Below are 23960 nucleotides of genomic sequence, written 5' to 3'. Positions count from 1 at the left end.
CAGCCCCAAGGGTTTGGAGAGACATTTATGAATTTTGATCTGACCGAAGAACAGCAAATGCTCAACGATTCCTTGCGCCGCTTCGTGACCAACGAGTACGGCTTTGAAAAGCGCGGGGAGATTATCAGCTCCGGGGCCGGCATCGACCGGGCCACCTGGGCGAATTTTGCCGAGATGGGCCTGCTCGGGTTCACATTTCCGGAGGACTTTGACGGCCTGGGCGGCAACGCCATCGACACCATGGTGGTCATGGAAAATTTTGGCCGCGGACTGGTGGTGGAACCCTACCTGGCAACGGTGGTACTGGCCGGCGGTCTGATCCGGGATGCCGGTAACGATGCCCAGAAGGCCGACATCCTGCCGGGTATCGCCAGCGGTGAACGGCTGCTGGCTCTGGCACACAGTGAACCCGGCGCCCGCTACAACCTCCGCCATGTGCAGACCACTGCCCGCAAGGACGGCGACCATTTCCTGATCAGCGGCCAGAAAACCGCTGTGCTGCATGGCGCTCAGGCCAATCAGCTGATCGTATCCGCGCGCACCAGTGGCAGCGTGAATGATGAATCCGGCTTGTCGCTGTTCCTGGTGGATCGCGGCGCGAAAGGCGTCAAAGTCGACGACTTTGCCACCCATGACGGCCACCGCACCGCCGAGATCAGCTTTAACAACGTCACGGTCAGTGCCGACAACCTGGTCGGCACCATTGATAACGCTTTCCCGGCCATCGAAAAAGCGGTGGATCTGGGCATCGCAGCCCTGTGTGCGGAAGCGGTTGGGGCCATGGAGGCCATGAACGCCGCCACACTGGAATACATCAAGACCCGCAAGCAGTTCGGGGTTCCCATCGGCAAGTTCCAGGTACTGCAGCACCGCATGGCAGACATGTTCATCCACACCGAACAGGCCAAGACCATGGCCATCCTGGCCGCCAGCGAAGCCGACTCCGATGACCACACCAGCCGCCGAGAAGCCATTTCCATGGCCAAGACCCTGGTCGGCCAGTGGGCCCGTTATGTAGGCCAGCAAGGGGTGCAGCTGCATGGCGGTATGGGCGTAACCGACGAGATGTTCGCCGCCCACCTGTTCAAGCGCCTGACCCTGATCAACCTGCTGTTCGGTGATGCCGATCACCACCTGGCACAGGTCAGTGACGGCCTGCTGGCAAAGACTGCCTGAACCCTCAAGGAGAGCACCATGAGCGTAAAACAACTACTGGATCTGACCGGTAAGGTCGCTTTCATAACCGGCGGCTCACGCGGCCTGGGCCTGCAGATGGCCGAAGCCCTGGGCGAGCTGGGCGCCAGAATTGCCATCAGCGCCCGCAAGCAGCATGAACTGGACGACGCCAAAGCCCACCTCGAAAGCCAGGGGGTTGAGGTGGTAACGATCGCTGCCGACATGTCCGACCTTGAAGGTATTCCTGCCGTGGTGGACCAGGTGGTCAGCCAGCTGGGTGATATCGATATCCTGGTCAACAACGCCGGCGCTACCTGGGGGGCACCGGCGGAAGACTACCCGGCAGAAGGCTGGATGAAGGTGATGAACCTCAACGTGAACGCCGCGTTCTTCCTCACCCAGGCCGTGGGCAAGCGCTGCATGATTCCCCGCAACACCGGCAAGGTGATCAACATCGCCTCCATCGCGGGCCTGTCCGGCAACCCGGAAGGCATGAAAACCATTGCCTACAACACCAGCAAGGGTGCCATGGTGAATTTCACCCGCGCGCTAGCGTCCGAGTGGGGCCATCACAACATCAATGTGAACGCCCTCTGCCCGGGCTTCTTCCCGTCGAAGATGTCCCAGGGCCTGCTGGATGCCCAGGGGGAGAAAATGCTGGAGCGCATTCCACTGAACCGCTTTGGCGGCGAGGAGGATCTCAAGGGCGCGGCGGTGTTGCTGGCCTCGGAAGCCGGCCGGCATATTACCGGGCAGTGCCTGGCTGTGGATGGCGGTACACTGGTTAGTTAAATGCGCTCGCTTCGCCTGCTAGAGACACTGACTCACCTGTTCCAGGTCCAGGTTGCCGCCGGTGATGACCAGCACCGTGGTCTTCTCGGGTTCTGGCGGAACCTGGTTTTCGAGCAATGCCGCAAGGCCGACGCTGGCGCCGGGCTCGACATAGAGCCGGGCCTCGGTGAGCAGGCGCCGCGTGGCTTCCTGGATACCCGTTTCGGAAACCGTGACAATCCGGTCCACCACCTGGCGGGAGGCGGCGTAGGTGCACTCCCCGACCACCGCCGGTGCCAGGCTGGCGGCCCAGGTTTTCACTGAATCCAGGCTCGCGCCGGCATCCTGGTGTTGCCAGGCGTTGAACATGGTGGCGGCACCGTCCGGCTCCACGCCGATCAGCTCGATTTCCGATCGCTGCGCCCTGAGGGCCAATCCCAGACCGGAAATCAGCCCTCCGCCGCCAATGGGGCACAGCACCCGATCCACATCCGGCTGCTGGCGCAGCAACTCCAGACCAACGGTGCCCTGCCCGGCCATGATGCGGACATCGTTGTAGGGGTGTACCAGGGTCAGCTCTTTGTCATCCCGCATTTCATGACACAGGGCCACCGCCTGCTGGATGCTGCCGTGAACAATCACCTCGGCGCCCAGCGCCCGGGTGCGCTCGATCTTCAGCGGGCTGGAGCCCTCGGGCATCACGACCGTGAGCGGCACCTCCTGCATGGCCGCCGCCCAGGCCAGAGCGATGGCGTGATTACCGGCAGACACCGTCACCAGTCCGGCCCTGAGTTCACCTTCACTGGCGGTCAGCAACCAGTTCAGAGCGCCACGGGCCTTGAAACTGCCGGTGCGCTGCAGACTCTCGCACTTCAGCCCCAGCGGCTGGTCCATGGCCGCATCCAGGTCAGGCACCTGTAACAGCGGCGTTTCGCCCAGTTGCGGCCGAATGCGCTGCTCTGCCGCCCGGATCCGGGACGCATCGGGTAGGGTTGGATTGATCATGGTTCGCTCCCTCTCTTCCCTTTATCAAACCATGACGCTATCCGTGCTGACGATCAAGTAGCCCCCGGCGACCTCCACGTAAATAACAGCTGCATGTTGGTCCGACCTTCCATTTTCTGTCATGCCCGGGCAGATCTGGCAACTTGCACTAGTATGTAGTTATCCAGACAACTGGTTCATCTGGCAATCCGGAGGACGCGCCAACCATGAAAATCGGTATCCCCAGAGAAATCTTCACGGATGAGCGGAGGGTTGCGGCAACGCCGCCCTCCGTTCACAAACTCATTGGTCTCGGTTACGAGGTAACGGTTGAAGGCGGCGCCGGTGAGGCGGCCAATTATGCGGACGAGGCCTACGAGAAAGTGGGTGCAACCATCGCCACCGACACCACTTCCCTGTGGCAGGAAGCGGACTTCATTCTCAAGGTGCGCGCGCCCATGGAAAATCCCGCCCTGGGCCACCACGAAGTGGATCTGATGAAGGAGGGGGCGTTTCTGGTCAGCTACATCTGGCCGGCGCAGAATCCGGACTTGCTGGAAAAGCTGGCAGCCAGGAAAATCACCTCCTTCGCCATCGACAGTCTGCCCCGCATCAGTCGAGCCCAGAAGATGGATGCCCTGAGCGCCATGGCCAACATTGCCGGCTATCGGGCGGTGATCGAGGCGGCCAATAACTTCGGGCGTTTCTTTACCGGCCAGGTAACGGCGGCGGGCAAGGTGCCACCGGCAAAGATCATGGTGATCGGTGCCGGCGTGGCGGGCCTGGCTGCGATTGGCGCTGCCAACAGCATGGGCGCCATCGTGCGGGCCTTCGATACCCGGCTGGAGGTCAAGGAACAGGTCGAGAGCATGGGCGCCGAATTTCTGGTGCTTGATTTCGACAACGAGGAAGGCAGCGGCAGCGGTGGCTACGCCAAGCAGATGAGCGATGAGTTCATCAAGGCGGAAATGGCGCTGTTTGCTGAGCAGGCCCGGGAGGTGGATATCATCATCACCACCGCGCTTATTCCCGGCAAGCCGGCTCCGAAACTGATCACCGCCGAGATGGTGAAATCCATGAAGCCCGGCAGCGTGATTGTGGATCTGGCCTCAGAGCGGGGCGGCAACTGCGAACTGACCGAGCCCGGGAAGGTGGCCCATCACCACGGTGTCACGCTGATCGGCTATACCGACCTGCCCAGCCGCATGGCCAAGGTGGCCAGCGATCTCTACGCCACCAACCTGGTGCATCTGCTCACGGAACTGACTCCGGAGAAAGACGGCAAGCCCTTTGTCAATATGGAAGACGATGTGATCCGCGGCCTGACGGTAGTGCAGGACAATAATATTACCTGGCCGCCACCCCAGCCGGAGGCTCCAGTCAGTACCGCACCACCGCCAGGCACCGAGGAACCCTCGGCCGCAGACAAAGCGGCCGCCAAGAAAGTGGCCGACCGTCGCGCCCTGATCGGCAAGGGCGTGCTGTTTGCCGTAACCGCCCTGGCGCTCTACGGCGTCGGTGCCTACGCGCCGGAGAGCTTCCTGCAACACTTTACCGTGTTTGTGCTGGCCTGCTTTATCGGCTGGCAGGTGATCTGGAACGTGACCCCATCCCTGCACACTCCCCTGATGAGCGTGACCAACGCCATAAGCGGCATCATTGTCATCGGTGCCATTCTGCATCTGGCCCAGGCGGAGAACCTTGCCGTCGGCATCATGGCTTTTGTCGCGGTGCTGATTGCCAGTATCAACGTTGGGGGTGGCTTCCGGGTCACCCATCGCATGCTCAAAATGTTCCGCAGGTAGGAGACGCCCGATATGAGTTCAGGACTGGTGAGCGTGGCCTACGTGGTCGCAAGTATCTGTTTTATCCTCAGCCTGGGTGGCCTTAGCCACCAGGAATCCGCACGACGCGGTAACCTCTATGGCGTTGCCGGCATCATTATCGCGGTGGGTGCCACACTCGCCAGCGTGGGTGACGGCGGCACGACAGCCATCGTAATTGCCGTGCTGCTGGGCGCCGGCATCGGTATACCCATCGCCAACAAGGTGGAAATGACCCAGATGCCACAGCTCGTCGCCCTGCTCCACAGCTTTGTGGGCCTGGCGGCGGTGCTGGTGGGCTTCTCCGGCTATATCGAACCGCTGATTGCAACCACCGGCGCGGAACACACCATCAAATTGGTGGAGGTGTTTGTGGGCGTCTTTATCGGTGCGGTGACCTTTACCGGGTCCCTGGTGGCCTGCGGCAAGCTCGATGGCCGCATCGACAGCAAAGCGCTCACGTTGCCGGCGCGCCACGAGATGAACATGCTGGCGGTCATTCTCTGCGTGCTGCTGGGGTACTGGTTCCTGGGCACGGACAGCATGTCATCAGGCGTAACAGCGCTGGTGCTGATGGCCCTCATTGCGGCGATACTGGGCATTCACCTGATCATGGCCATCGGTGGTGCCGACATGCCGGTGGTGGTGTCCATGCTCAACAGCTACTCGGGTTGGGCCGCGGCGTCCATCGGCTTCATGCTGGGCAATGATCTGCTGATTGTCGTTGGTGCCCTGGTCGGCAGCAGCGGTGCCATTCTCAGCTACATCATGTGCAAGGCCATGAACCGCTCTTTCATCAGCGTGATTCTTGGCGGTTTTGGCCAGACTACCAGCAGTGCCAGCGCGGCGGACTCTGACCAGTCCGTCCACGAATCCAGTGTGGATGATGTCTGCGAGGAACTGCGCAACGCCGACTCGGTGATTATTGTGCCGGGTTACGGCATGGCGGTGGCACAGGCCCAGAACGGCGTCAGCGACATGACCAGGATACTGCGTGAGCGGGGCGTGAACGTGCGTTTCGGCATCCACCCGGTGGCGGGCCGCCTGCCCGGGCACATGAACGTGCTGCTGGCGGAAGCCCACGTGCCCTACGACATCGTGCTGGAAATGGACGAGATCAACGCCGATTTTCCGGAAACCGACGTGGTGCTGGTGATTGGCGCCAATGACACTGTGAACCCGGCGGCGGCCGAAGATCCCGGTAGCCCCATTGCCGGCATGCCGGTGCTGGAGGTATGGAAAGCCCGGCAGGTGGTTGTCCTCAAGCGGGGCATGGCCACCGGTTATTCCGGTGTCGAGAACCCGCTGTTCTTCAAGGACAACACCCGCATGCTGTTCGGCGATGCCAGGGAAAGCATCGACAAGCTGGTCGGGGGGTTACGGGCCTGAAGGCTCAGGCCTCCTGGGCGAAGAATCGCTCAATCTGCCGGGCATGGCTCTGGCCATCCCGGTAGCCCAGTTCGATCAGGCCACGGCAGAAACGTTTTTCGAATAGCAGGAAGCTGGCCAGGTTGGCACTGGAAAACGGTGCGGATTCCGACGCGCCGGTGAGCCGTCTTAACACCAGCGGCATGGCATCCACATACTTCATGGCCAGCTCGTTGATAGGCTCGGATGGGGATATTTCCAGAATGTCCACCGGGCTCAGGTCGAGCCCGGATTCCTGCAGCCGCTCCTGCGGTATCAGTTCCAGTAACTGGTTAATCAGCCGCAGACGGTCGATGTCGTAATCCATGGTATCCAGGAACATGCCGTTAAACACGTGAGCCAGCACCTGGGTCAGTGTGGGCATCCCGGCGTTGTCCGGCCGCACCGGCGGACACATGGCGTTGGCACTGACGCCGATCACCAGCACCTTGCGCGCGCCCAGCCGGAGCGCGGGGCTTATGTGCGCCATCTGCCGGGTAATGCCGTCACCGAAGTACTCGTGGTTGATTTTCACCGGTGCAAACAGGGTGGGAATGGCCGCAGACGCCATGATGTGATCCAGCCCCAACTCAGTACGCCTGCCACCGCGCTGACCGACAGACCAGTCCTCCAGCCCTTCAGCTCCCTCAAAGAAGCAGACATTCTGGCCGGTGGCGTAGCCGCAGGCATTCAGGCCGACCGCATCGATATGGCCCTCCTCAATGGTCTTGCGGATGCTCTGCAGGTCAATCTCCTGCTCCAGCAACTCCCGTAATGGTGAGTTATCCAGAAAAGACGATGGCCCATTTGCGATCGGTTGGCTGATGAGCTTGCGGGCGACACTGCTGAAACTGCGCATCAGACTGATGGTGTCGGCCCTGAACACCCGCCCCATGCTCAGTTCAGACCAGACCTTTTCCAGATGATCTATGTTGTGGCGGAACAGCCCGCGGTTACCAGCCACTGCCATGGCATTGATGGCGCCGGAAGAGGTGCCGACGATGACATCAAACGGGTGGCTCCAGTCGGGATACATATCGGCAATGGCCCGCAGCACGCCTACCTGGTAGGCCGCTCGCGCGCCGCCCCCGGTCAGAATTACACCGATCTTTGCCATGACCGGTTTCCGCTTTGTGCAGCGCCCGCCATCACGCCTGCTTTATCCTGTGCTTGCGCCTGCTGGCGAACGGATTATTAAAGCTGGAATCCTGCCCCTGTAATCTGGCTTCGGGGTGATTCTTGGTCATCAGTTCCTTGACTTTGGGGACGTGTTTTTTGGGAGCATCTACCATAATCAGGTACTTGCCCGCCTCGATATCGTCATGGAAGGGTTCAATGCGATAGTTTTCACCCTGAATGCCACCAAAACCACCGACCCAGCCGCCGGCAACAACGATAAAGATGAACAACGCTATCCAGGCAGCGCCGGGCATTGCCACGATGTTCAGCAGGGCCAGCGGAAGTATGAAAGCAAGGGCCAGGATAAATCCGACGATGGCGCCACGTTCCACGTATCGGGGCAGGTCGGTGCGATCCACAATGGAGGCCGTGTGCAGCTGGTGGGTATAGAGCCCGGCCTCATCCTTGCTGACAATATGGAAGCGCCAGTCGGTAACCCCATGCTCATGCAGGTCGTCGGAGATCTCCTTGGCACTGTCAATCGAAGAGACCAGATAGAATAGACGTATCATGGTGTTTCTCCTTTTTGTCGCCCATCGATTGGGGCGTTCCTATTATCACACCCTAGTCCAGAATCTCCGTTTTTACGCAATCTGGGCCAGCATCACCGGGCCCGCCAGTGCAATGCCCCAGGCAAACAGGGCAAGAAACCCGTCCTTGGAAATCATCGCCAGGCCGAAAGCCATCAGCGCCAGGCCGGCAATACTGGCGCTGAAGGGCACAATCTCGGTTGCCGGCATAAACATACCAATGACCAGGCACGCCAGCGCCATCACATAGAGCCCGAAACCCTTGACCAACGGGGCCAGTCGCGGACGTATCAGGCGATCAATGCGCCGGGCCGGCGGCCGCAGCATTTCCAGCCCCTGCACCAGCTTGGCGCGGGGAATCTGGCGCTGGACCAGCCAGCCCGGCAGCCAGAAGTGTTTTCGACCCAACAGAACCTGCCCGAGCGTCAACATGGTCAGCAAGCCCATCAGAGTCGGCATTCCTGGCACACCACTCAGGGGCGTGACGAGGATCAGTCCCACCAGAAGCACGATCGGACCAAAGCTCCTGCGCCCCACTGAGTCCATCATTTCCCCGATGGAAACGACAGACTGGCCTTCAGTGCCCGCTTCAATCCGGTCCAGCAGCTCTTCTATATCGGCCGGATCACGGTCATCGTCCATAGCCACTGGCTCCGGATGCTCCGAATTTTATTCGGTGGTGTTATACACATAGGAAGAAACGGTTCCATCCTGATTGAACCTTACGACCAGATCCGTGGTTTCAGCATCACCAAAGGCGGACCAGCGGTACTTGCCATAAGTCCAGGTGCGTTTGCCGTCTTCAACGCCGGTGCGCCAGGGCTCGCCGAACATCTCCTGAATCTCCGTGCGGGTGGTTTCACCTATCTCAATGGCGTCCACATTGTGGGTTGCGAAGTCCTGGCCCACGGTGGCACAGCCTGCCAGGGCCAATGACAGGGCCAGCAGAGCAATGGCGGATAAAGACGTGACAGTTCGCATGATGTATTCCTTCTATTGTTTATCAGTACAGCAATCATACGGGTTTTGTACAAAGGTTTAATTACAGCACCGACAGACACGACAAAGCCCCGGCGCTGGCCGGGGCTCATTGTCACCGCATCCTCCGCTCAGTAAAGCTTGGTCAGTGACTTTCTGGCAAATGCTTCAACTTCAGCCGTGCGACCTTCCTTTACTTTCACCAGCCATTCCGGGTCCTGCAACAGCGCTCGGCCGACAGCAATCAGTTCGAACTCGTTGTTATTCATGCGCTCGACAAGCTCGTCGATACCCGATTGCTCGACCGCTTCCTTCTTGCTGGCGAAGGTGCCGCTGATAAAATCTTCCGTCAGGCCCACACTCCCCACTGACATGGTCGGCTTGCCGGACAGCTTCTGGGTCCAGCCGGCGAGGTTGAGACTGGAACCCTCAAACTCCGGCTCCCAGAAACGGCGGGTGGAGGCATGGAAGATATCAACGCCGGCTTCCACCAGAGGCGTCAGGAACTGCTCCAGCTCTGCCGGCGTATTGACCAGCCTGGCCTCGTAATCCTGCTGCTTCCATTGTGAGAAGCGCAGCATGATGGGGAAATCCGGGCCCACGCGAAAGCGTACAGCCTCGATGATTTCCACCACGAAGCGCAGACGGTTTTCCATGCTGCCGCCGTACTCGTCGTCGCGCTGGTTGGTGCCTTCCCACAAAAACTGGTCCAGCAGGTAACCGTGGGCACCGTGAATCTCAACGCCGTCAAATCCGAGGGCCCTGGCATCCTGGGCGGCATCGGCAAAGGCATTGACCACGTCGGCAATGTCTTCAACACTCATGGCCTTGCCATTGGGCTTCCCCGGTGCGAAAAGACCGGAGGGGCTGTAACCCGGCACGCTCGGATCCGGCTCTATGCCCTCCTTACGCACCGCGCCCACATGCCACAACTGGGGGAAGATAGCGCCGCCCGCTTCATGAACTGCATCCACCACCTCTTTCCAGCCAGCAAGGGCTTTATCGCCGTGGAAAAAGGGCACGTTCGGGTAGCCGTTGGCAGCCGGGTGATTCACCGTGGTGCCTTCGGTAATCAGGAGCCCGACGCCACCTTCAGCCCGGCGGCGGTAATAGTCGACGACGTCCTGGCCCGGGGCATTGCCCGGGGAGAAATTGCGGGTCATCGGGGCCATGGCCACGCGGTTACGCAGGGTCAGATTGTGGATTTCAAAGGGCTCAAACAGGGGGCCAAGGTTCATACTCATTATAGATCGCAACCTCACTAATCTGGTTTCTTTAAGCAACCTTATTCAATCTGGTTTTACAATGCAACCCTATTAGGTACACTGCCAGGCATGGCCAGAAAACGTTTTGATGATTCAAGCTGCTCCGTCGCCCGTGCCCTGAATGAAGTGGGGGACTGGTGGTCCCTGCTGGTGGTGCTCCACGCCATGTATGGCACCCGCCGCTTCGTGGACTTCCAGCAGGAGCTGGGTATTGCCCGCAATATTCTGTGCGACCGGCTGGCACGGCTGGTGGATAACCAGGTACTGAAGAAGGTGGACGTTGGCGAGCACGGTTCGCGTTTCGAATACCGGCTGACGGAAAAAGGCCGCGACCTCTTCCCCATCGTGATTGCCCTGCGCCAGTGGGGTGACAAATGGAACCCGGCACCGGACCAGGAGCCTCTGGACCTGCGGGACCGCCTGACCGGGCGCACCATCCGCCCGATGGAAGTTCAGGATGCCGACGGCAAACCGCTTACCGTGCGTGATGTGTTTGTACCGGAAGGTGAGACCGCCACTGAGGACAGGTTACCAGGCAACAGAAATAAAGCCGGCTGACAAGCTGTAGAACTACCCCCTTCTCGCATTTTCTTGAGTTGAATCAATCCGCCGGTGAACTCGGTCGTCCGGGCTCGCTGCACTTGCGCTATGTCAAGTTCCCGATCTCCGTAAACATTAACCTGTAGTCATCGATTATTCAGGTTCAAGGAGAAGGATATGTCCCGTACATTCAAGCTTGGCGTTCTCGCTGCCGCTGTTATGGCCGTTGCCCCTGCTGCGCAGGCGTTTGAGGCTGGCGATTTTATTCTGCGTGCTGGTGTGGCGCACGTGGCGCCGGATGATTCCAGTGATGTAATTACAGCCGGAGGTTCACCTCTAGCACCAGATGCTCGGGTAGGCGTGGACTCAAACTCGCAACTGGGGATTCGTGCAACCTACATGTTTACTAGCAATCTCGGCGTTGGTCTGTTGGCAGCTACGCCTTTCAAACACGATATCCGTGGAGAGGGTGACATTGCATCGCTCGGCAAAGTAGCAGAGACCAAGCACTTACCACCGACGCTGACGCTTCAGTATTTCCCAATGAATAGCACTTCCTCCATACAACCATATGTCGGTGTAGGTGTGAATTACACAACCTTCTTCGAGGAAAAAACTGCCGGCGCTCTTGAGGGGCTCGACATTGAACTGGACGACAGTGTCGGCGTTGCAGCTGAGATCGGTCTGGATTACATGCTCAGTGAGCAGTTCGGCTTGAATGCCGCTATCTGGTGGGCGGACATTGATACCGAAGCAGATATCGAAACTCTCGACACGTTTGACGTAGAAATCGATCCCATGGTCTACATGGTAGGCTTCAGCTACAAGTTCTGATCAACGTAAACGCCAAAAACCTCACCTTAGTGAGGTTTTTGGATGGTACGTCCTCCAGTGCGGGGCCTTCGGGCCCCGCTTTTTTATGGAGAAAGCCGGATCAGGCGGTTTCGCGCTGGGGCGAGCGCCTTGCCTGGCCACCGTTGCCGTTCTGGCTACGGCCACCACTGCGGCCAGCGGGCTTGCCGCCAAAGCTGCGACCGTTACCGGCCGGTTTGCCATTACCACCGCCGTTACCATTGCGATTACGGGCGCGGCTTGGATCCGGCTTGCCCTTGGGCTTCAGCGGCAGGTTGTTGGTCGGCTCAAAGCCTTCCACCGATTTACGCGGCAACTGCTTCTTGAGCAGCTTTTCGATACCCGCCAGCATCGAACCCTCATCGGCACTGACCAGCGACAACGCGTGACCACTCTCACCGGCGCGGCCGGTACGGCCGATACGGTGCACATAATCTTCCGGCACGTTGGGCAACTCGAAGTTCACCACCTGGGGCAGCTGCTTGATGTCCAGGCCACGGGCCGCGATATCGGTTGCCACCAGAACACGCACTTCGCCCTGTTTGAAGTCGGCCAGGGCACGGGTGCGGGCACCCTGTGACTTGTTGCCGTGGATCGCCGCTGCGGTAATACCGTCGCGCTCCAGCTTCTGGGTCAGGCGGTTGGCACCGTGCTTGGTACGGGTAAACACCAGTACCTGCTCCCAGGCGTTATCACGCACCAGCTTGCTCAACAGGGCGGTTTTCTGGCTCTGATCCACCGGGTAGACAGACTGTATGATGCTCTCGGCAGCCGTATTGCGGGCCGCTACTTCCACCTGAACCGGGTTATCCAGCAGGCCCTCTGCCAGGGTACGGATTTCCTTGGAGAAGGTGGCGGAGAACAGCAGGTTCTGGCGCTTGGCCGGCAGCAGCGCAAGAATCTTGCGGATGTCGCGGATGAAGCCCATATCCAGCATGCGGTCAGCTTCGTCAAGCACCAGGATTTCCACTTCATTGAAGTGCACGGCGTTCTGCTGGTGAAGATCCATCAGGCGGCCGGGCGTTGCCACCAGCACGTCCAGACCCTTGCGCAGCTTCATCATCTGGGGATTGATTTTCACCCCACCGAAAACCACGGCGGACTTGGTGGGCATGTAACGGCTGTACAGGGCCACACTGTCGTGTACCTGGGCCGCCAGCTCACGGGTAGGTGCCAGTATCAGCACGCGCGGGCCTTTGCCGGTACGGGGGTTTTCGGCCAGGCGCTGCAGCAACGGCAGGGTGAACCCGGCGGTTTTACCGGTGCCGGTCTGGGCAGCAGCCATCACGTCCCTGCCGGAAAGTACCGCGGGAATGGCTTTCGCCTGAATAGGAGACGGGGTTTCATAACCCTGGTCGGTGGTAGCACGGACCAGTTGCTCGGACAGACCGAGTGAAGAAAAACTCATATTGGATAACTCTTGATTGTTCTGCCTCCACGAACACCGTTCTTGGCGAATGCGGGCAGATACCATGAAGATTCATGGAATAAAAAACGACTACGGCCACACACCGTTAACGGGGTGACGTCCTCTGGCAGGTCGTATGGATAATTCGCAAGATGGCCGAAGCCGTGAACTGCGGAGTCCTTAGAGGCAGGATGCAGGCACGGTATCAGAGGGCCCGTGAAATAGCTATAGGTGCTTTTCAGTAGGAAGCTTTTTAATTTTTGGCAACCTTTGCCAGGTCAGGGAACTCTCATCCATGCCGTCGGTCACTAGCCGCCATACAGCCATCAAACATCCACCCGCTAACGGGAGAAACCTTGCTCAGTGTAGGCGTTGGTCCATTCAGTCTTTCCATTGGGCACCTGTTGCTGGTAATGGCTTTTATCGTTGCCCTGGTCGTGGGGGCATTGGCCGGTCGCCGGGAAAATCTCCCGATATCCGGCGCACTGGCGGATATTTTCCTCGCCGCCATGGTGGGCGCCCGCATCGGCTTCGTGGTCCGTTACTTTGAATACTATGAGAACGACTGGCTGGGCATCATCGACATTCGCGATGGCGGCTTCGATGTGGTGTCGGGGCTGGTTGTGGCACTGCTATTCACCGGCTACCTGCTCTGGCGACGCACCAACATCCGCCGGCCCCTGGGAATCGCCGTGGCCGCCGGCCTGATGACCTGGGGGTTCACCGCCGGCGTTATTGCCCTGATCGAGGACCAGACCCAGGGCCTGCCCGAGGTTGCGCTGACCGACCTGAACGAACAACCGGTCAGTCTGGACGCCCTGACCCGGGGCCAGCCGACAGTGGTAAACCTCTGGGCCACCTGGTGCCCTCCCTGCATTCGCGAAATGCCAGTACTGGAAGACGCCCAGGGCCGCTACCCCGGGGTCAACTTTGTCTTTGCCAACCAGGGTGAACATCCGGAAACCATCAACCGGTTCCTGACGGAGCAGAACCTGGCCCTGGAGCATGTGCTCAGCGATCGCCAGGGCGGCTTCGGCCGCGCCGTTGGCAGCCAGGGCCTGCCAACCACACTGTTCTACAGCGCCCAGGGCAAGCTGGTGGACAGTCACATGGGTGAACTCTCCAAAGCCAGCCTGGCCAGTGGCCTTGAACGTTTCGACGCCAGCCATCTCGAACCATCACCATCAAAGGAGGAAACATCACGATGACCCTGCTCCCACTGCAACGCCTGTTCTACGGCACACTGTTGTCCACCACCGTTATTGCCGCCGGTGCTCATGCTGAAGACCGCCCGCAAGCCATCCAGCAACTTGAAGAGCGCGGCGTGGAGGTCATGGAAAGCTTTGCAGCACCCGGCGGCATGACCGGCTACGTGGGCCAGATGCAGGGTCGCTCCCTGGCTTTCTACCTGACGCCGGATGGCAATCATGTGATTGTCGGCACCTTGATGGATGAGGATGGCAACAACCTCAGCCAGGCCAGTATCGACGAGCTGGTCATGGGCCCCAAATTCGAAAACGCGTGGGCCGACATTGAAGACAGCCACTGGGTCCGGGAAGGCGCCAAAGAGGCGGACACCGTCATTTACACCTTTACCGATCCCAACTGCCCCTACTGCAATCGCTTCCATGACCAGGCCCGGCCCTGGATCGAAGCGGGCGAGGTACAGTTACGGCACATCATGGTCGGTATACTTGCCGAAGACAGCCTGACCAAAGCAGCCACCATTCTCGGCAGCGAGGATCCCGAAAAGGCGATGCATGAGCATCAGACGTCTTTCGAACAGGGTGGGATCGAGGTAGACCGCGAGCATGTGAGTGCAGCTCATCTCGAGGTAAAAGCCAATAACAGCCTGATGCAGGAGCTGGGCCTGCAGGCAACGCCCAGCACCCTTTACCGGGAAGAAAACGGGAAGATCACCATGGTACAGGGCCTTCCCAATCCACAGGCACTGGAACGCATGATGGGACCTCGCCCCTGATGGCCCGTTGCTGTCCCGCCAGCAGGAATGGCGGGGCTCACTCGGTGGCCGCTTTGGCAAAGCCGGCCAGCGCACCCTCCACTTTCCCGATGGCCTCGTCACACCCCTCAATATCATGGCGTTGCCTGAGGTACTCGGGGTCGTTATAGCCCAGCCAGACCTGCCCCTCGCTGTCTTCCCATATCAGCGCTTTCTGGGGCAGATCAATGGCGACACTCTGGGCGCACTGCATCAACGGCGTACCCACCCTGGGGTTGCCAAAAATCACCACCTCCGTGGGCCGCAACTCCAGACCGGCCTTGTCGGCCCCCTCGGCATGGTTGATCCGGTTCATTACCGTCATGCCCTTGTCTCTCAGCACGGTTTCCAGTTTGTCCGCCGTCGCCTCGGCACTGTAACTGCTTTTGACAACCACCATGCCTTCTGCTGCTATTAAAGACAGCGGCAGAGTCAGCACTGCTACTGCTACCAGACGCCTGAATCCTGAAAACATGAGTGCCTCTCCCTGATGGATAACCTCCATTCAGCATAGGCCAGTATGACGTGCACTGCCTGTGCGACTGGGGGTATAGTGATACGAATTCGTTACAGGTCCGTAACATAGGACACTAACCCGGGTTACAAGAGGTCCTCAATGACACATAAAATCGGCGGCGTACTGCTTCCATTTTGCTTTGTCATCGTCGGTTGCAGCCAAGGTGATGCCAACTCCATGAACAGTGCCGAAGCTGCAGAATTACTGGCACCGCCGGATGAAACCGGCGTACTGGAGGTTGCTACCCGCAATGGGTCCACCACCTATTATCTCGACCGCCACGAGAACCCCGCAGGCCCCGAACACAGCCTGATTACGCGTTTTGCCAGAAGTAAGGGGTGGGACGTCAATTGGACCATGCACGAGTCGACGTCGGCGGTGCTCCAGGCACTGGAGTCTGGACAGACCCACATTGCCGCAGCCGGGCTCACTCACCTGCCATCCAGAACGGGACAGTTCATCCGTGGCCCGGCCCATACGGAAGTTACTGAGCAGCTGGTCTGTCACCGGGAGATGCGGCCGATGCCACGCAAGCCTGAAAGCATGGCCGGTGTCGGAATTACGGTGACCGCGGACTCCAGCTACGTGGAAACACTCAACCGGCTGGCCGCTGACCACGACGGCATCGAATTCAGCGAGGACGCAGACCGCACCACTGAAATATTGTTGTCTGCCGTGGCTGAAAAGTCGATTGACTGCACGGTGGCCGACTCCAACATCGTCCAGGTGATCCGCCGACATTTTCCTCACCTTGAAGTGGCGATGAACCTGAATACCGGCAATAATCTGGGCTGGTATCTTCCCGCCGGTTACGACGACCTGGCGGGCGCCGCCCGGGAGTGGATGAACAGCAACGCCGGCGACCAGGCCATCGGCGACATGGAAAGCCGATACTACGCTTACATCGGTGAGTTTGATTTCGTCGACCTGAGAGCACTGAACCGTCGTATTGAGGATCGGCTGCCAATTTTTCTCCACCGGTTTTTTGAGGCCGAAGCCACCACCGGCATGCCAGCTGATCTTCTGGCGGCGCTTTCCTACCAGGAATCCCACTGGGACCCGACTGCGGTGTCACCCACCGGCGTGCGCGGTATCATGATGCTGACCCGGAACACGGCGCAGTCTCTGGGCGTGACCAACCGCCTGGATCCGGCAGCTGCCATTGACGGTGGTGCCCGCTATCTGGCCGACCGCCACCGCCGCCTGCCCGACACCATTCCCGAGCCGGATCGCACTTTCCTGGCACTGGCCAGCTACAACATCGGCCGCGGACATTTGCTCGACGCCCGTCAACTGGCGCGGGAGCTGGGCAAGAACCCGGACTCCTGGGATGACATGAAAGAAGTGTTGCCACTGAAGGCCGACAAGCGTTACTACCCGAGCACCCGTTACGGATATGCCCGCGGCTACGAGCCGGTGCACTATGTACAACGCATCCGTAACTACCGCGATGTCATCAGTGCAACGCTGGAGTAACCGTTGCCCTAGTAGATTTTTTCAGCGCCCTCGGGCCGCGTCTTGAAGCGTTTGTGCAACCACAGATACTGATCCGGCTGTTCGCGAATGGTGTCTTCAATGTAGCGACTCCAGGCCTCAGTGTCTTTTTGTTTGTCGGTGCCAAAACCTTCCTGGATGGGTGAGCAGATGACCCGGTAGCGCCCGTCCGGCATCCGCAGGTGGCTCACGAAGATCACCGAGGCACCGGATACCCTGGCAATGTAGCTGGGTGAGGTGATGCAGCCGGCGTCTGTTCCGAAAAACGGCACGAACAGCTCAGTCTTCTTACCAAAATCCTGGTCGCAGGCAAACCAGACTTCACCGCCTTTTTTCAGGAAAGACACCAGCGGGCGCAGCTCACGCTTGGTGAAGGGGCGGATACCGAAATGGCGCCGGCGACCGTTTTCAATCATGCGGTTGATGACCGGGTTATTGTTGGGTCGGTACATGTAGCCCGGCTTTTTCAGGTGGCAGGCAATCAGCGGCAGGGCAAAGTCAAAAATGCTGTAGTGGCCACCAATCAGCAGTACCCCCCTGCCCCGTGCCTGGGCCTCTCGCAAATGCTCCAGCCCGTGGACTTCGGCCTCTTCGCAGTACCGCGACATGTCCCGCCACCAGGCATGGACGCTCTCCAGAAAACCACGGGTACAGGCAACAAAATTGTCCTGCACCAGCTGCTCACGGGCGGCCTGGTCGAGGTCGGGAAAGCAGGTGGCAATGTTGGTGTTGGCCACTTTGGCCCGGGATTTCAGCTTGCCCTCCAGAAAACAGCCGAGCCGACGGCCCAGGCGCTGTTTGGCCGTCATCGGTAGCAGGGAGAGCAAATAAAGCGCAAATACCAGAAGCCAGGAGGGCCAGAACGCCGGGTGCCACAAGGGCCTGCTCTTCCTGTTTTTGCTGCCGGACATACATCATTGCCTATTCAAAACCCAGTGCGGAGCCTGCCACAGAACACTGATAAAGTGTACTTCAAACGTGAGCAAAAACGTTCTGCTCCGCCTCAGGAACCAAACAGGGCCGACTTCAGCGGCTGGAAAAAACCGGTCGGTGGCGCGGTGGTTTCCACCGGGCGAGTGCCGTCAAATTCCAGATACCCGTCTTCAATAGGATCAAACCTGAGGGTTTTCACGTCTGCCAGATAATTCTGGGTGACTTTCCAGGGGCCGTGGGAGCCCTGGCGCGGCAGGCGATCATCCGCTCGGCGTATATACCCGGAATCAAGCCCCCCCATCACTGTGCCCTCTCCCCGGCTGTCGCCGGTATCTCTGGGCACACAGACGCGTTTACCGTGAGCGTCCATATGGTTCAGCAGGCGACACAGGTATTCGGCGGCAATATCCACTTTCAGGGTCCAGGAGATATTGGTGTAACCGAAGAGCATACCGGCGTTCGGCACACCCTCGACCATCACGTTCTTGTAGACAAGCTTGTCCCGCAAAACCACCGGGTGGCCATCAACCACCAGGTCCATGCCGCCAAGCATCTGGATATCCAGCCCGGTGGCCGGAATGATGATATCGGCCTCCAGCTCCTGGCCGGATTTCAGGCGGACACCCTGCTCCGTAAAGCGCTCAATATGATCCGTCACCACCGAGGCCTTGCCGGAGCGGAGCGCTGTGAACAGGTCGCCGTCCTTGACCACGCACAGCCGCTGGTCCCACGGATTGTAGGTGGGTGAGAAGTGGCGCATATCGGCCTTGCCATCGAGTTTCCGGCGCACCAGGCGCAGCATCAGCCGGCGCATGATTCCCGGATTCCTGCGCGAACGGTTGTACAGAAAACGGGCAACCGCCACGTTCCTCGCCCGGGTCAGTCGGTAAGCGGTTGTTGCTGAAAACAGTCTCTGGAACAACATCGCCAGCCTGTCGTTGGACGGCAGGGGTATCAGGTAGGAAGGCGAGCGCTGCAACATGGTTACGTGTTCGGCCTCTTCCGCCATGGTGGGTACCAGGGTTACGGCCGTGGCGCCGCTGCCAATAACCACCACGCGTTTGCCCTCATAGTTCAGGTGTTCCGGCCAGTGCTGGGGATGCACGATCCGGCCCTTGAAGTCACTCTCCGCGGGGAAGTCCGGCTTGTAGCCGGCGTCATAATTGTAATAACCCGTGCAACCAATCATGAAACTGGCGGTAAAGGTCAGGGTTTCACCGGTTGCCTCTTTTTCGGTCGTCAGCGTCCAGCGCTTGTCGGTGCCGGACCATTCCGCCCGCTTGACCGCCACACCATACTGGATATGTTTCTCAACATCGTTTTCCGCGGCGGTTTCACCCAGATAGCGCTTGATGGACGGACCGTCAGCGAGGACCTTGCCACTGGTCCAGGGGCGGAAGCTGTAACCGAAGGTGTACATGTCGGAATCGGAACGGATACCGGGGTAACGGAAAAGATCCCAGGTGCCACCGAGAGAATCCCGGCGCTCAAGAATGGTGAACGACTTGCCCGGGCACTCCCGCTTGAGATGACAGGCCATACCAATGCCGGAAACACCGGCGCCGACGATCAGCACGTCGACATGTTGTTCGCTCATAGATACCCCGATTTACTTTCTACTTATTATTTTGCCAGGGCCATTTCCCAGACATCTCCACTTCCAGGGTCAGGCTCAGGAACGTACGTATCAGTACAACGATGGCCAGAACCCCGATGGTTTCAAAGGTCAACTCCACTGCAACCGTGTAGATAATGTCCGATGCAATGAGAAGTTCAAGCCCAAGCAGAATGCCACGACCCAGTGATTGACGCAGTTCCTGGTAAACGGACTCACTCTCCTCCTTTTTCAGCATCCTGGTTGCAGCGTTGTACAACGCATAGAGCGCAAACAGGGTAATCGTAGCGATGCCGATGGTTTCAATTATCGCGGCGAACCAGGCGGCTACAGGCGCTATAAAGTCAATCACACTGGCCACTTACAGGCCGGCGGCCGGTAGTTTTTCAGGGCCGACACCAGCGCTTGCGGCTGTTGTTCCACGATCAACATGTCTGCGTATTCCGGTTTCAGGAAACCGGCACCGGACATCTTGCTGATGAAGGCCAGCAGTTCATCGTAGTAGCCGTTGACATTATAGAAGGCGCAGGGCTTGTTGTGATAGCCGAGCTGGCCCCAGGTCCAGGCTTCGAAGATCTCATCCATGGTGCCCGGGCCTCCGGGCAGTGCCACGAAGGCATCAGCCATGTCGGCCATCAATGCCTTGCGCTCGTGCATGGAAGCCACCACATCCAGCCGCGTCAGGCCCTGGTGGGCCAGTTCACGGTCACGCAGGGATTCCGGGATGACGCCGTACACCTCGCGACCGCCGGCCAAAACCGCATCAGCGACCACGCCCATCAGCCCTACCTTGCCGCCCCCGAACACCAGGTCGATGTCCTGGCTCGCCATGTATTGGCCGAACACCTCGGCCGCGTCGGCAAAACGTTCATCAATGCCCCGGCTGGAGCCACAGAAGACGGCAATTTTCATGACTGATTCCCATGACTGGATTCGTTGTTTGCTGCTATGGGTCATATACTGTCAGATACCGGCGAGGAAGTGCCAGCGTTACGCACCTCAACAATAAACCAGGAATGACCAAGGGCCATCGCCATCAAGCTATTCAACACCCTCAAGAGCCGGCTGATGCTTCTGTTCGGCGGACTGATTCTGGCAACCACTGCCCTCGGGACCTGGCTGATTTCCAGCCTTGCCGTTGAGGAACTGCGTAAATCCACCAGCCAGAACCTGCAGGAAGTGGCCGTACAGCTGCGCGACAAGATCGAAATAGACCTCCACGAGCGCTACAGCGATCTCAGCATTGCCGCGGCGGTTACCACCCAGACCCTTGAGGGCAACCAGTCAGTCAATGTGACCTCGATCCTGAATGCACTTCAGGACAATTTTCCCAGCTATGCCTGGATCGGGCTGGTATCTGCCGAAGGCACCGTGCTTTCCAGCACCGGCAATCTGCTCGAGGGGGTGGATGTTTCCGAACGCCCCTGGTTCCGTGAAGCCTCAAAGGGCCCTTACCTGGGCGACGCCCACCCCGCGTTACTGCTGGAATCGAAGCTGGACAACCCATCAGCAAGCCCGTTGCGGTTTGTAGATGTTGCCGTGCCGCTTTATCGCAACGATGAAACCTTGATGGGCGTCCTCGGTGCCCATCTCTACCTGCACTGGGTGGCATCCGTGGGCGAGTCACTGCTGGCTCCCCTGCAGGAGCGATTGCAGGTCGAACTGATGGTGGCGGATCGCAATGGCAGGGTCCTGATCGGGCCAAGAGACACCATTGGCACTGAAATATCCGGCCCCCTGGCCGACGCAGCAGCGGGAAAACCCACCTCCGGCTACCTCACGGACACGATGACCGCCAGTAGCGACCCTGATGATCAGGAACGCTATCTGATCGGGTTCAGCCGCCTGCGTGATCGCGACGAGTACACCAGTTTCGACTGGCTGGTGCTGGTCAGGAAGCCGACGGACGAGGCGTTTGCCCCGGCCAATGAATTACGCCTGACACTGGTTGCAACAGGTTTTCTGGTGTCCCTGCTGCTGCTTCTGTCAGCCGCTGTTGCGGCTCGCTGGACAACCCGCCCCCTGCTGCGAATGACCGAAGAAGCCAGAAACCTGGACCCGGAGCAGCCCTCCACGCTGATCAGACAGAGAGACGACTACGAGGAGGTGAGCACGCTGTCTTCCACGCTAAGGAACCTGATCCTCAAACTTACCGCGAAAACCCGGGAGATGAACGAACTCAACACCACCCTCGAGCATCGTGTGGAAGAGCGCACCCGTGAACTGGAGGACGCCAATGCCCTGCTGGAGGACGAGATTGTCCAGCGCGATGCCATGCGGCGGGAGCGGGAAACACTGATCCGCCAGCTGGAAGAAACCGTGCGCACCGATGCTCTTACCGGCCTCAATAACCGCCGGCACTATTTCGAACTGGGAAAAACGGCGGTCAAAAAGGCGGTCCGTTCAGGCAGGCCCCTGTCGGCCATCATGTTCGACGCCGATTATTTCAAGAAAGTGAACGACAGCTATGGCCACGGGGTCGGCGACAAGGCGCTGGTGCATCTCAGCCAACTGGCGGCGGAGGCCCTCAGGGACATTGACGTACTTGCCCGCGTAGGCGGTGAGGAATTTGCCGTTCTGCTGGAAAATACCGATGAGCAGAGTGCGGCCGAGGTGGCCGAACGCCTCAGAAGCACCATCGAAGATCACCCGCTGCCACTGGAGAGGGGCCGGCTGACCTTGACCATCAGCGCGGGCGTTGCCACCTTCCTGCCGGACAACTCCGATGACCTGGATACCCTGCTGCTCTACGCGGACAAGGCGCTTTACCAGGCCAAGACCGGTGGGCGCAACCGGGTTTTCCGGTATTCGGACATCCAGCAGGCAAACAGCAACTGACTTACTGATATCAACACGGGTTACCTATTCATGAAGACTGTGTTTTCACCGTTACACCACCGCCGTACCGCAATGACCGAGCTGGACGGCGGTATCCTGATCGCGCCCCATGAAAAGCCATCACGGGCCGAAACCATACTCGCCCGGGTAAACCAGGAACAACTGGGAGACGTCCTCCCGGCGCAGGAGTTCGGCCTGGGCCCGGTACTGCGCGTCCATACCCGGAACTACGTGGACTTCCTCAACAACAGCTGGGCCGACTGGACCGCCGCGGGCAAACCCGGGGAGGCCATTCCCGCGGTATGGCCCGGCCGTGGCATGAGGCATCGGGTACCGAAGGACATTGACGGCCGCCTGGGCTATTACAGCTTTGCCGCCGAAACCTCCATCACCGAAGGCACCTGGGACGCCGCCCGCGCCTCGGCCAACGTAGCGCTGACCGCCCAGGCGCTGGTGGCCAACGGCGAGCCCGCCGCCTTCGCACTGTGCCGCCCACCCGGTCACCACGCCCATACTGACCTGTTTGGCGGCTACTGCTTCTTCAACAATGCCGCCCTGTCCGCGCAGGCGTTTCGTGACCAGGGCGCCAGACGGGTAGCGGTGCTGGATGTGGACTTTCACCACGGCAATGGCACCCAGAGTATTTTCTACCGGCGTGACGATGTGATGACCATCAGCCTGCACGGCGACCCGGACCTGGTGTTTCCCCACTTCCTGGGGTTCGAAGATGAAAGCGGGGAAGGCCCCGGTGAGGGCTTCAACCTCAACCTGGTATACCCACCCGGCACGCCTTTTTCGGTCTGGCGGGAGGGACTGGAAACCGCCTGTGCCAGGGTCAAAGCCTATCAGCCTGACGCCCTGGTCATTGCCCTGGGCGTGGACACCTTCGAGGACGACCCGATTTCCTTTTTCAAACTGACGTCGGCGGACTACCTGCTGCTTGGAGAGCGCCTGGGAAAACTGAACCTGCCTACCCTGTTTACCATGGAAGGTGGATACGATGTGGACGCCATCGGCGTCAACGTGGTGAACGTGCTGAAGGGATTTGAAGCCACCCGGCTATGAACCGGGCTCTTTCAGGTTTTCAAAAGCTTCCGGATAACGGCGCTTCATCCGGGCAAGCCGGAAGATGGTAATGAAGTTGGTCACCACCACCATGCCCTCCGCCAGGGTGCCACCCACCGAGCCGATAACGATGTTATTCAGCATCCAGGCAATGGCCGCGGCCGCCAGCATCAACCGCATGGGAATGCCCCTGAGCATGAACATGCCCACGGTGCCAAAGATGGCGGCCGCAACGGCGAAGTAATCCACCGGGCTACGCCAGGTCAGTGCGGCCGCCACCAGGTTCACTGCCAACACCGCCAGCATTACCTGCCAGTTGCCGAGATAGCGGCGGGCCAGCAGGATACGGCCGATTACCAGCAGGCTCAGAACGGCCGCCGTCCAGCTGCCAAACAGGGCAAACTGCAGCGCAAAGGCTACGTTCGCGGAAATCAGCAGCACCATCAGGCGGTCATCCCGCTTGCTGGCAAAGCCGACAATGCAGAAACCCAGCGCAATCAGGCTGACCGCCTGGCCCGCCATGTTGGTATAGCTCATTCCCTCAAGCATGGCGAACCATCGGCAACATCAGGGGATGCCCTGGCAG

24 protein-coding genes are annotated in these 23960 nt (G+C 59.5%); 11 read left to right on the top strand and 13 right to left on the bottom strand.

The window, feature by feature from the left end; genetic code table 11:
• Positions 1-27 precede the first annotated feature (27 nt).
• Together DIT71_RS05970 and DIT71_RS05965 are read left to right on the top strand one after the other, a co-directional pair.
• The gene (locus DIT71_RS05970; protein ID WP_114612275.1) at positions 28-1176 is read left to right on the top strand and encodes an acyl-CoA dehydrogenase family protein; all 1149 of its coding nucleotides are present in this window, start codon (positions 28-30) and stop codon (positions 1174-1176) included.
• Positions 1177-1194: 18 nt separating this feature from the next.
• Positions 1195-1968 carry an SDR family oxidoreductase gene (locus tag DIT71_RS05965; RefSeq protein WP_114612274.1) on the top strand — a complete coding sequence of 258 codons (774 nt, stop codon included), beginning with the start codon at positions 1195-1197 and terminating at the stop codon, positions 1966-1968.
• An 18-nt stretch (positions 1969-1986) separates the two neighbouring features.
• Here the strand turns inward: DIT71_RS05965 and DIT71_RS05960 are convergent, their stop codons facing one another.
• Positions 1987-2952 carry a threonine ammonia-lyase gene (locus tag DIT71_RS05960; protein ID WP_114612273.1) on the bottom strand — a complete coding sequence of 322 codons (966 nt, stop codon included), beginning with the start codon at positions 2950-2952 and terminating at the stop codon, positions 1987-1989.
• Between the two features lie 206 nt (positions 2953-3158).
• On the opposite strand from DIT71_RS05960, the gene DIT71_RS05955 reads away from it, so the two are divergent.
• Positions 3159-4736 carry a Re/Si-specific NAD(P)(+) transhydrogenase subunit alpha gene (locus tag DIT71_RS05955; RefSeq protein ID WP_114612272.1) on the top strand — a complete coding sequence of 526 codons (1578 nt, stop codon included), beginning with the start codon at positions 3159-3161 and terminating at the stop codon, positions 4734-4736.
• A 12-nt stretch (positions 4737-4748) separates the two neighbouring features.
• Positions 4749-6143 carry a Re/Si-specific NAD(P)(+) transhydrogenase subunit beta gene (gene pntB / locus DIT71_RS05950; protein WP_114612271.1) on the top strand — a complete coding sequence of 465 codons (1395 nt, stop codon included), beginning with the start codon at positions 4749-4751 and terminating at the stop codon, positions 6141-6143.
• 4 nt (positions 6144-6147) lie between these two features.
• On the opposite strand, the gene DIT71_RS05945 is transcribed toward pntB, so the two are convergent.
• The 5 genes from DIT71_RS05945 to DIT71_RS05925 all read right to left on the bottom strand — a co-directional run bounded on the left by DIT71_RS05945 (position 6148) and on the right by DIT71_RS05925 (position 10092).
• The gene (locus DIT71_RS05945) at positions 6148-7278 is read right to left on the bottom strand and encodes a patatin-like phospholipase family protein (RefSeq protein WP_114612270.1); all 1131 of its coding nucleotides are present in this window, start codon (positions 7276-7278) and stop codon (positions 6148-6150) included.
• Between the two features lie 31 nt (positions 7279-7309).
• Positions 7310-7852: a hypothetical protein gene (locus DIT71_RS05940; RefSeq protein ID WP_114612269.1), complete on the bottom strand. Its 543-nt coding sequence runs from the start codon at positions 7850-7852 to the stop codon at positions 7310-7312.
• Positions 7853-7924: 72 nt separating this feature from the next.
• On the bottom strand, positions 7925-8512 hold the full coding sequence (locus DIT71_RS05935; RefSeq protein WP_114612268.1) for an exopolysaccharide biosynthesis protein: 588 nt from the start codon (positions 8510-8512) through the stop codon (positions 7925-7927).
• A 27-nt stretch (positions 8513-8539) separates the two neighbouring features.
• Positions 8540-8851, bottom strand: a complete 312-nt coding sequence (gene bamE, locus DIT71_RS05930) for an outer membrane protein assembly factor BamE domain-containing protein (protein WP_114612267.1) — start codon at positions 8849-8851, stop codon at positions 8540-8542.
• Positions 8852-8979: 128 nt separating this feature from the next.
• Positions 8980-10092: an NADH:flavin oxidoreductase gene (locus tag DIT71_RS05925; RefSeq protein ID WP_114612266.1), complete on the bottom strand. Its 1113-nt coding sequence runs from the start codon at positions 10090-10092 to the stop codon at positions 8980-8982.
• Between the two features lie 90 nt (positions 10093-10182).
• On the opposite strand from DIT71_RS05925, the gene DIT71_RS05920 reads away from it, so the two are divergent.
• Positions 10183-10671, top strand: coding sequence for a winged helix-turn-helix transcriptional regulator (locus tag DIT71_RS05920; RefSeq protein WP_114612265.1), 489 nt, complete (start codon positions 10183-10185; stop codon positions 10669-10671).
• A 159-nt stretch (positions 10672-10830) separates the two neighbouring features.
• Positions 10831-11487, top strand: a complete 657-nt coding sequence (locus tag DIT71_RS05915) for an OmpW/AlkL family protein (RefSeq protein ID WP_114612264.1) — start codon at positions 10831-10833, stop codon at positions 11485-11487.
• Between the two features lie 100 nt (positions 11488-11587).
• On the opposite strand, the gene DIT71_RS05910 is transcribed toward DIT71_RS05915, so the two are convergent.
• Positions 11588-12913, bottom strand: a complete 1326-nt coding sequence (locus DIT71_RS05910) for a DEAD/DEAH box helicase (RefSeq protein ID WP_114612263.1) — start codon at positions 12911-12913, stop codon at positions 11588-11590.
• 356 nt (positions 12914-13269) lie between these two features.
• Between DIT71_RS05910 and DIT71_RS05905 the strand changes: the two genes are divergently transcribed.
• Together DIT71_RS05905 and dsbG are read left to right on the top strand one after the other, a co-directional pair.
• On the top strand, positions 13270-14121 hold the full coding sequence (locus tag DIT71_RS05905; protein WP_114612262.1) for a TlpA disulfide reductase family protein: 852 nt from the start codon (positions 13270-13272) through the stop codon (positions 14119-14121).
• A complete protein-coding gene (gene dsbG / locus DIT71_RS05900; RefSeq protein WP_114612261.1) occupies positions 14118-14894 on the top strand; it encodes a thiol:disulfide interchange protein DsbG in 777 nt (258 codons plus the stop codon). The genes DIT71_RS05905 and dsbG overlap by 4 nt, the downstream gene beginning before the upstream one ends.
• Positions 14895-14931: 37 nt before the next feature.
• On the opposite strand, the gene DIT71_RS05895 is transcribed toward dsbG, so the two are convergent.
• On the bottom strand, positions 14932-15387 hold the full coding sequence (locus DIT71_RS05895) for a DUF302 domain-containing protein (protein ID WP_114612260.1): 456 nt from the start codon (positions 15385-15387) through the stop codon (positions 14932-14934).
• Positions 15388-15528: 141 nt separating this feature from the next.
• On the opposite strand from DIT71_RS05895, the gene mltF reads away from it, so the two are divergent.
• The gene (gene mltF, locus DIT71_RS05890; protein ID WP_114612259.1) at positions 15529-16905 is read left to right on the top strand and encodes a membrane-bound lytic murein transglycosylase MltF; all 1377 of its coding nucleotides are present in this window, start codon (positions 15529-15531) and stop codon (positions 16903-16905) included.
• Positions 16906-16913: 8 nt separating this feature from the next.
• On the opposite strand, the gene DIT71_RS05885 is transcribed toward mltF, so the two are convergent.
• The 4 genes from DIT71_RS05885 to DIT71_RS05870 form a co-directional block, all read right to left on the bottom strand.
• Positions 16914-17834 carry a lysophospholipid acyltransferase family protein gene (locus DIT71_RS05885; protein WP_114612258.1) on the bottom strand — a complete coding sequence of 307 codons (921 nt, stop codon included), beginning with the start codon at positions 17832-17834 and terminating at the stop codon, positions 16914-16916.
• Positions 17835-17926: 92 nt separating this feature from the next.
• Positions 17927-19453, bottom strand: a complete 1527-nt coding sequence (locus tag DIT71_RS05880) for a flavin-containing monooxygenase (protein WP_114612257.1) — start codon at positions 19451-19453, stop codon at positions 17927-17929.
• 19 nt (positions 19454-19472) lie between these two features.
• Positions 19473-19823 (bottom strand): DUF1622 domain-containing protein, encoded by a 351-nt coding sequence (locus DIT71_RS05875; protein WP_114612362.1) that lies wholly within the window; start codon positions 19821-19823, stop codon positions 19473-19475.
• Positions 19820-20383 (bottom strand): LOG family protein, encoded by a 564-nt coding sequence (locus DIT71_RS05870; RefSeq protein WP_114612256.1) that lies wholly within the window; start codon positions 20381-20383, stop codon positions 19820-19822. The genes DIT71_RS05875 and DIT71_RS05870 overlap by 4 nt, the downstream gene beginning before the upstream one ends.
• Positions 20384-20539: 156 nt before the next feature.
• Here DIT71_RS05870 and DIT71_RS05865 point away from each other — a divergent pair, with 156 nt between their 5' ends.
• Positions 20540-22309, top strand: coding sequence for a sensor domain-containing diguanylate cyclase (locus DIT71_RS05865; RefSeq protein ID WP_114612255.1), 1770 nt, complete (start codon positions 20540-20542; stop codon positions 22307-22309).
• A gap of 30 nt (positions 22310-22339) precedes the next feature.
• Positions 22340-23374 (top strand): histone deacetylase family protein, encoded by a 1035-nt coding sequence (locus DIT71_RS05860; protein ID WP_114612254.1) that lies wholly within the window; start codon positions 22340-22342, stop codon positions 23372-23374.
• On the opposite strand, the gene DIT71_RS05855 is transcribed toward DIT71_RS05860, so the two are convergent.
• Positions 23369-23923, bottom strand: coding sequence for a YgjV family protein (locus DIT71_RS05855; RefSeq protein WP_114612253.1), 555 nt, complete (start codon positions 23921-23923; stop codon positions 23369-23371). The genes DIT71_RS05860 and DIT71_RS05855 overlap by 6 nt on opposite strands.
• Between the last annotated feature and the right edge of the window lie 37 nt (positions 23924-23960).

This window comes from Marinobacter vulgaris, from assembly GCF_003344045.1.
In the GTDB taxonomy this organism is placed as follows: Bacteria; Pseudomonadota; Gammaproteobacteria; order Pseudomonadales; family Oleiphilaceae; genus Marinobacter; species Marinobacter vulgaris.
Note: the sequence above shows the minus strand (reverse complement) of the source record. Positions and strands in the feature narration are given on the sequence as shown.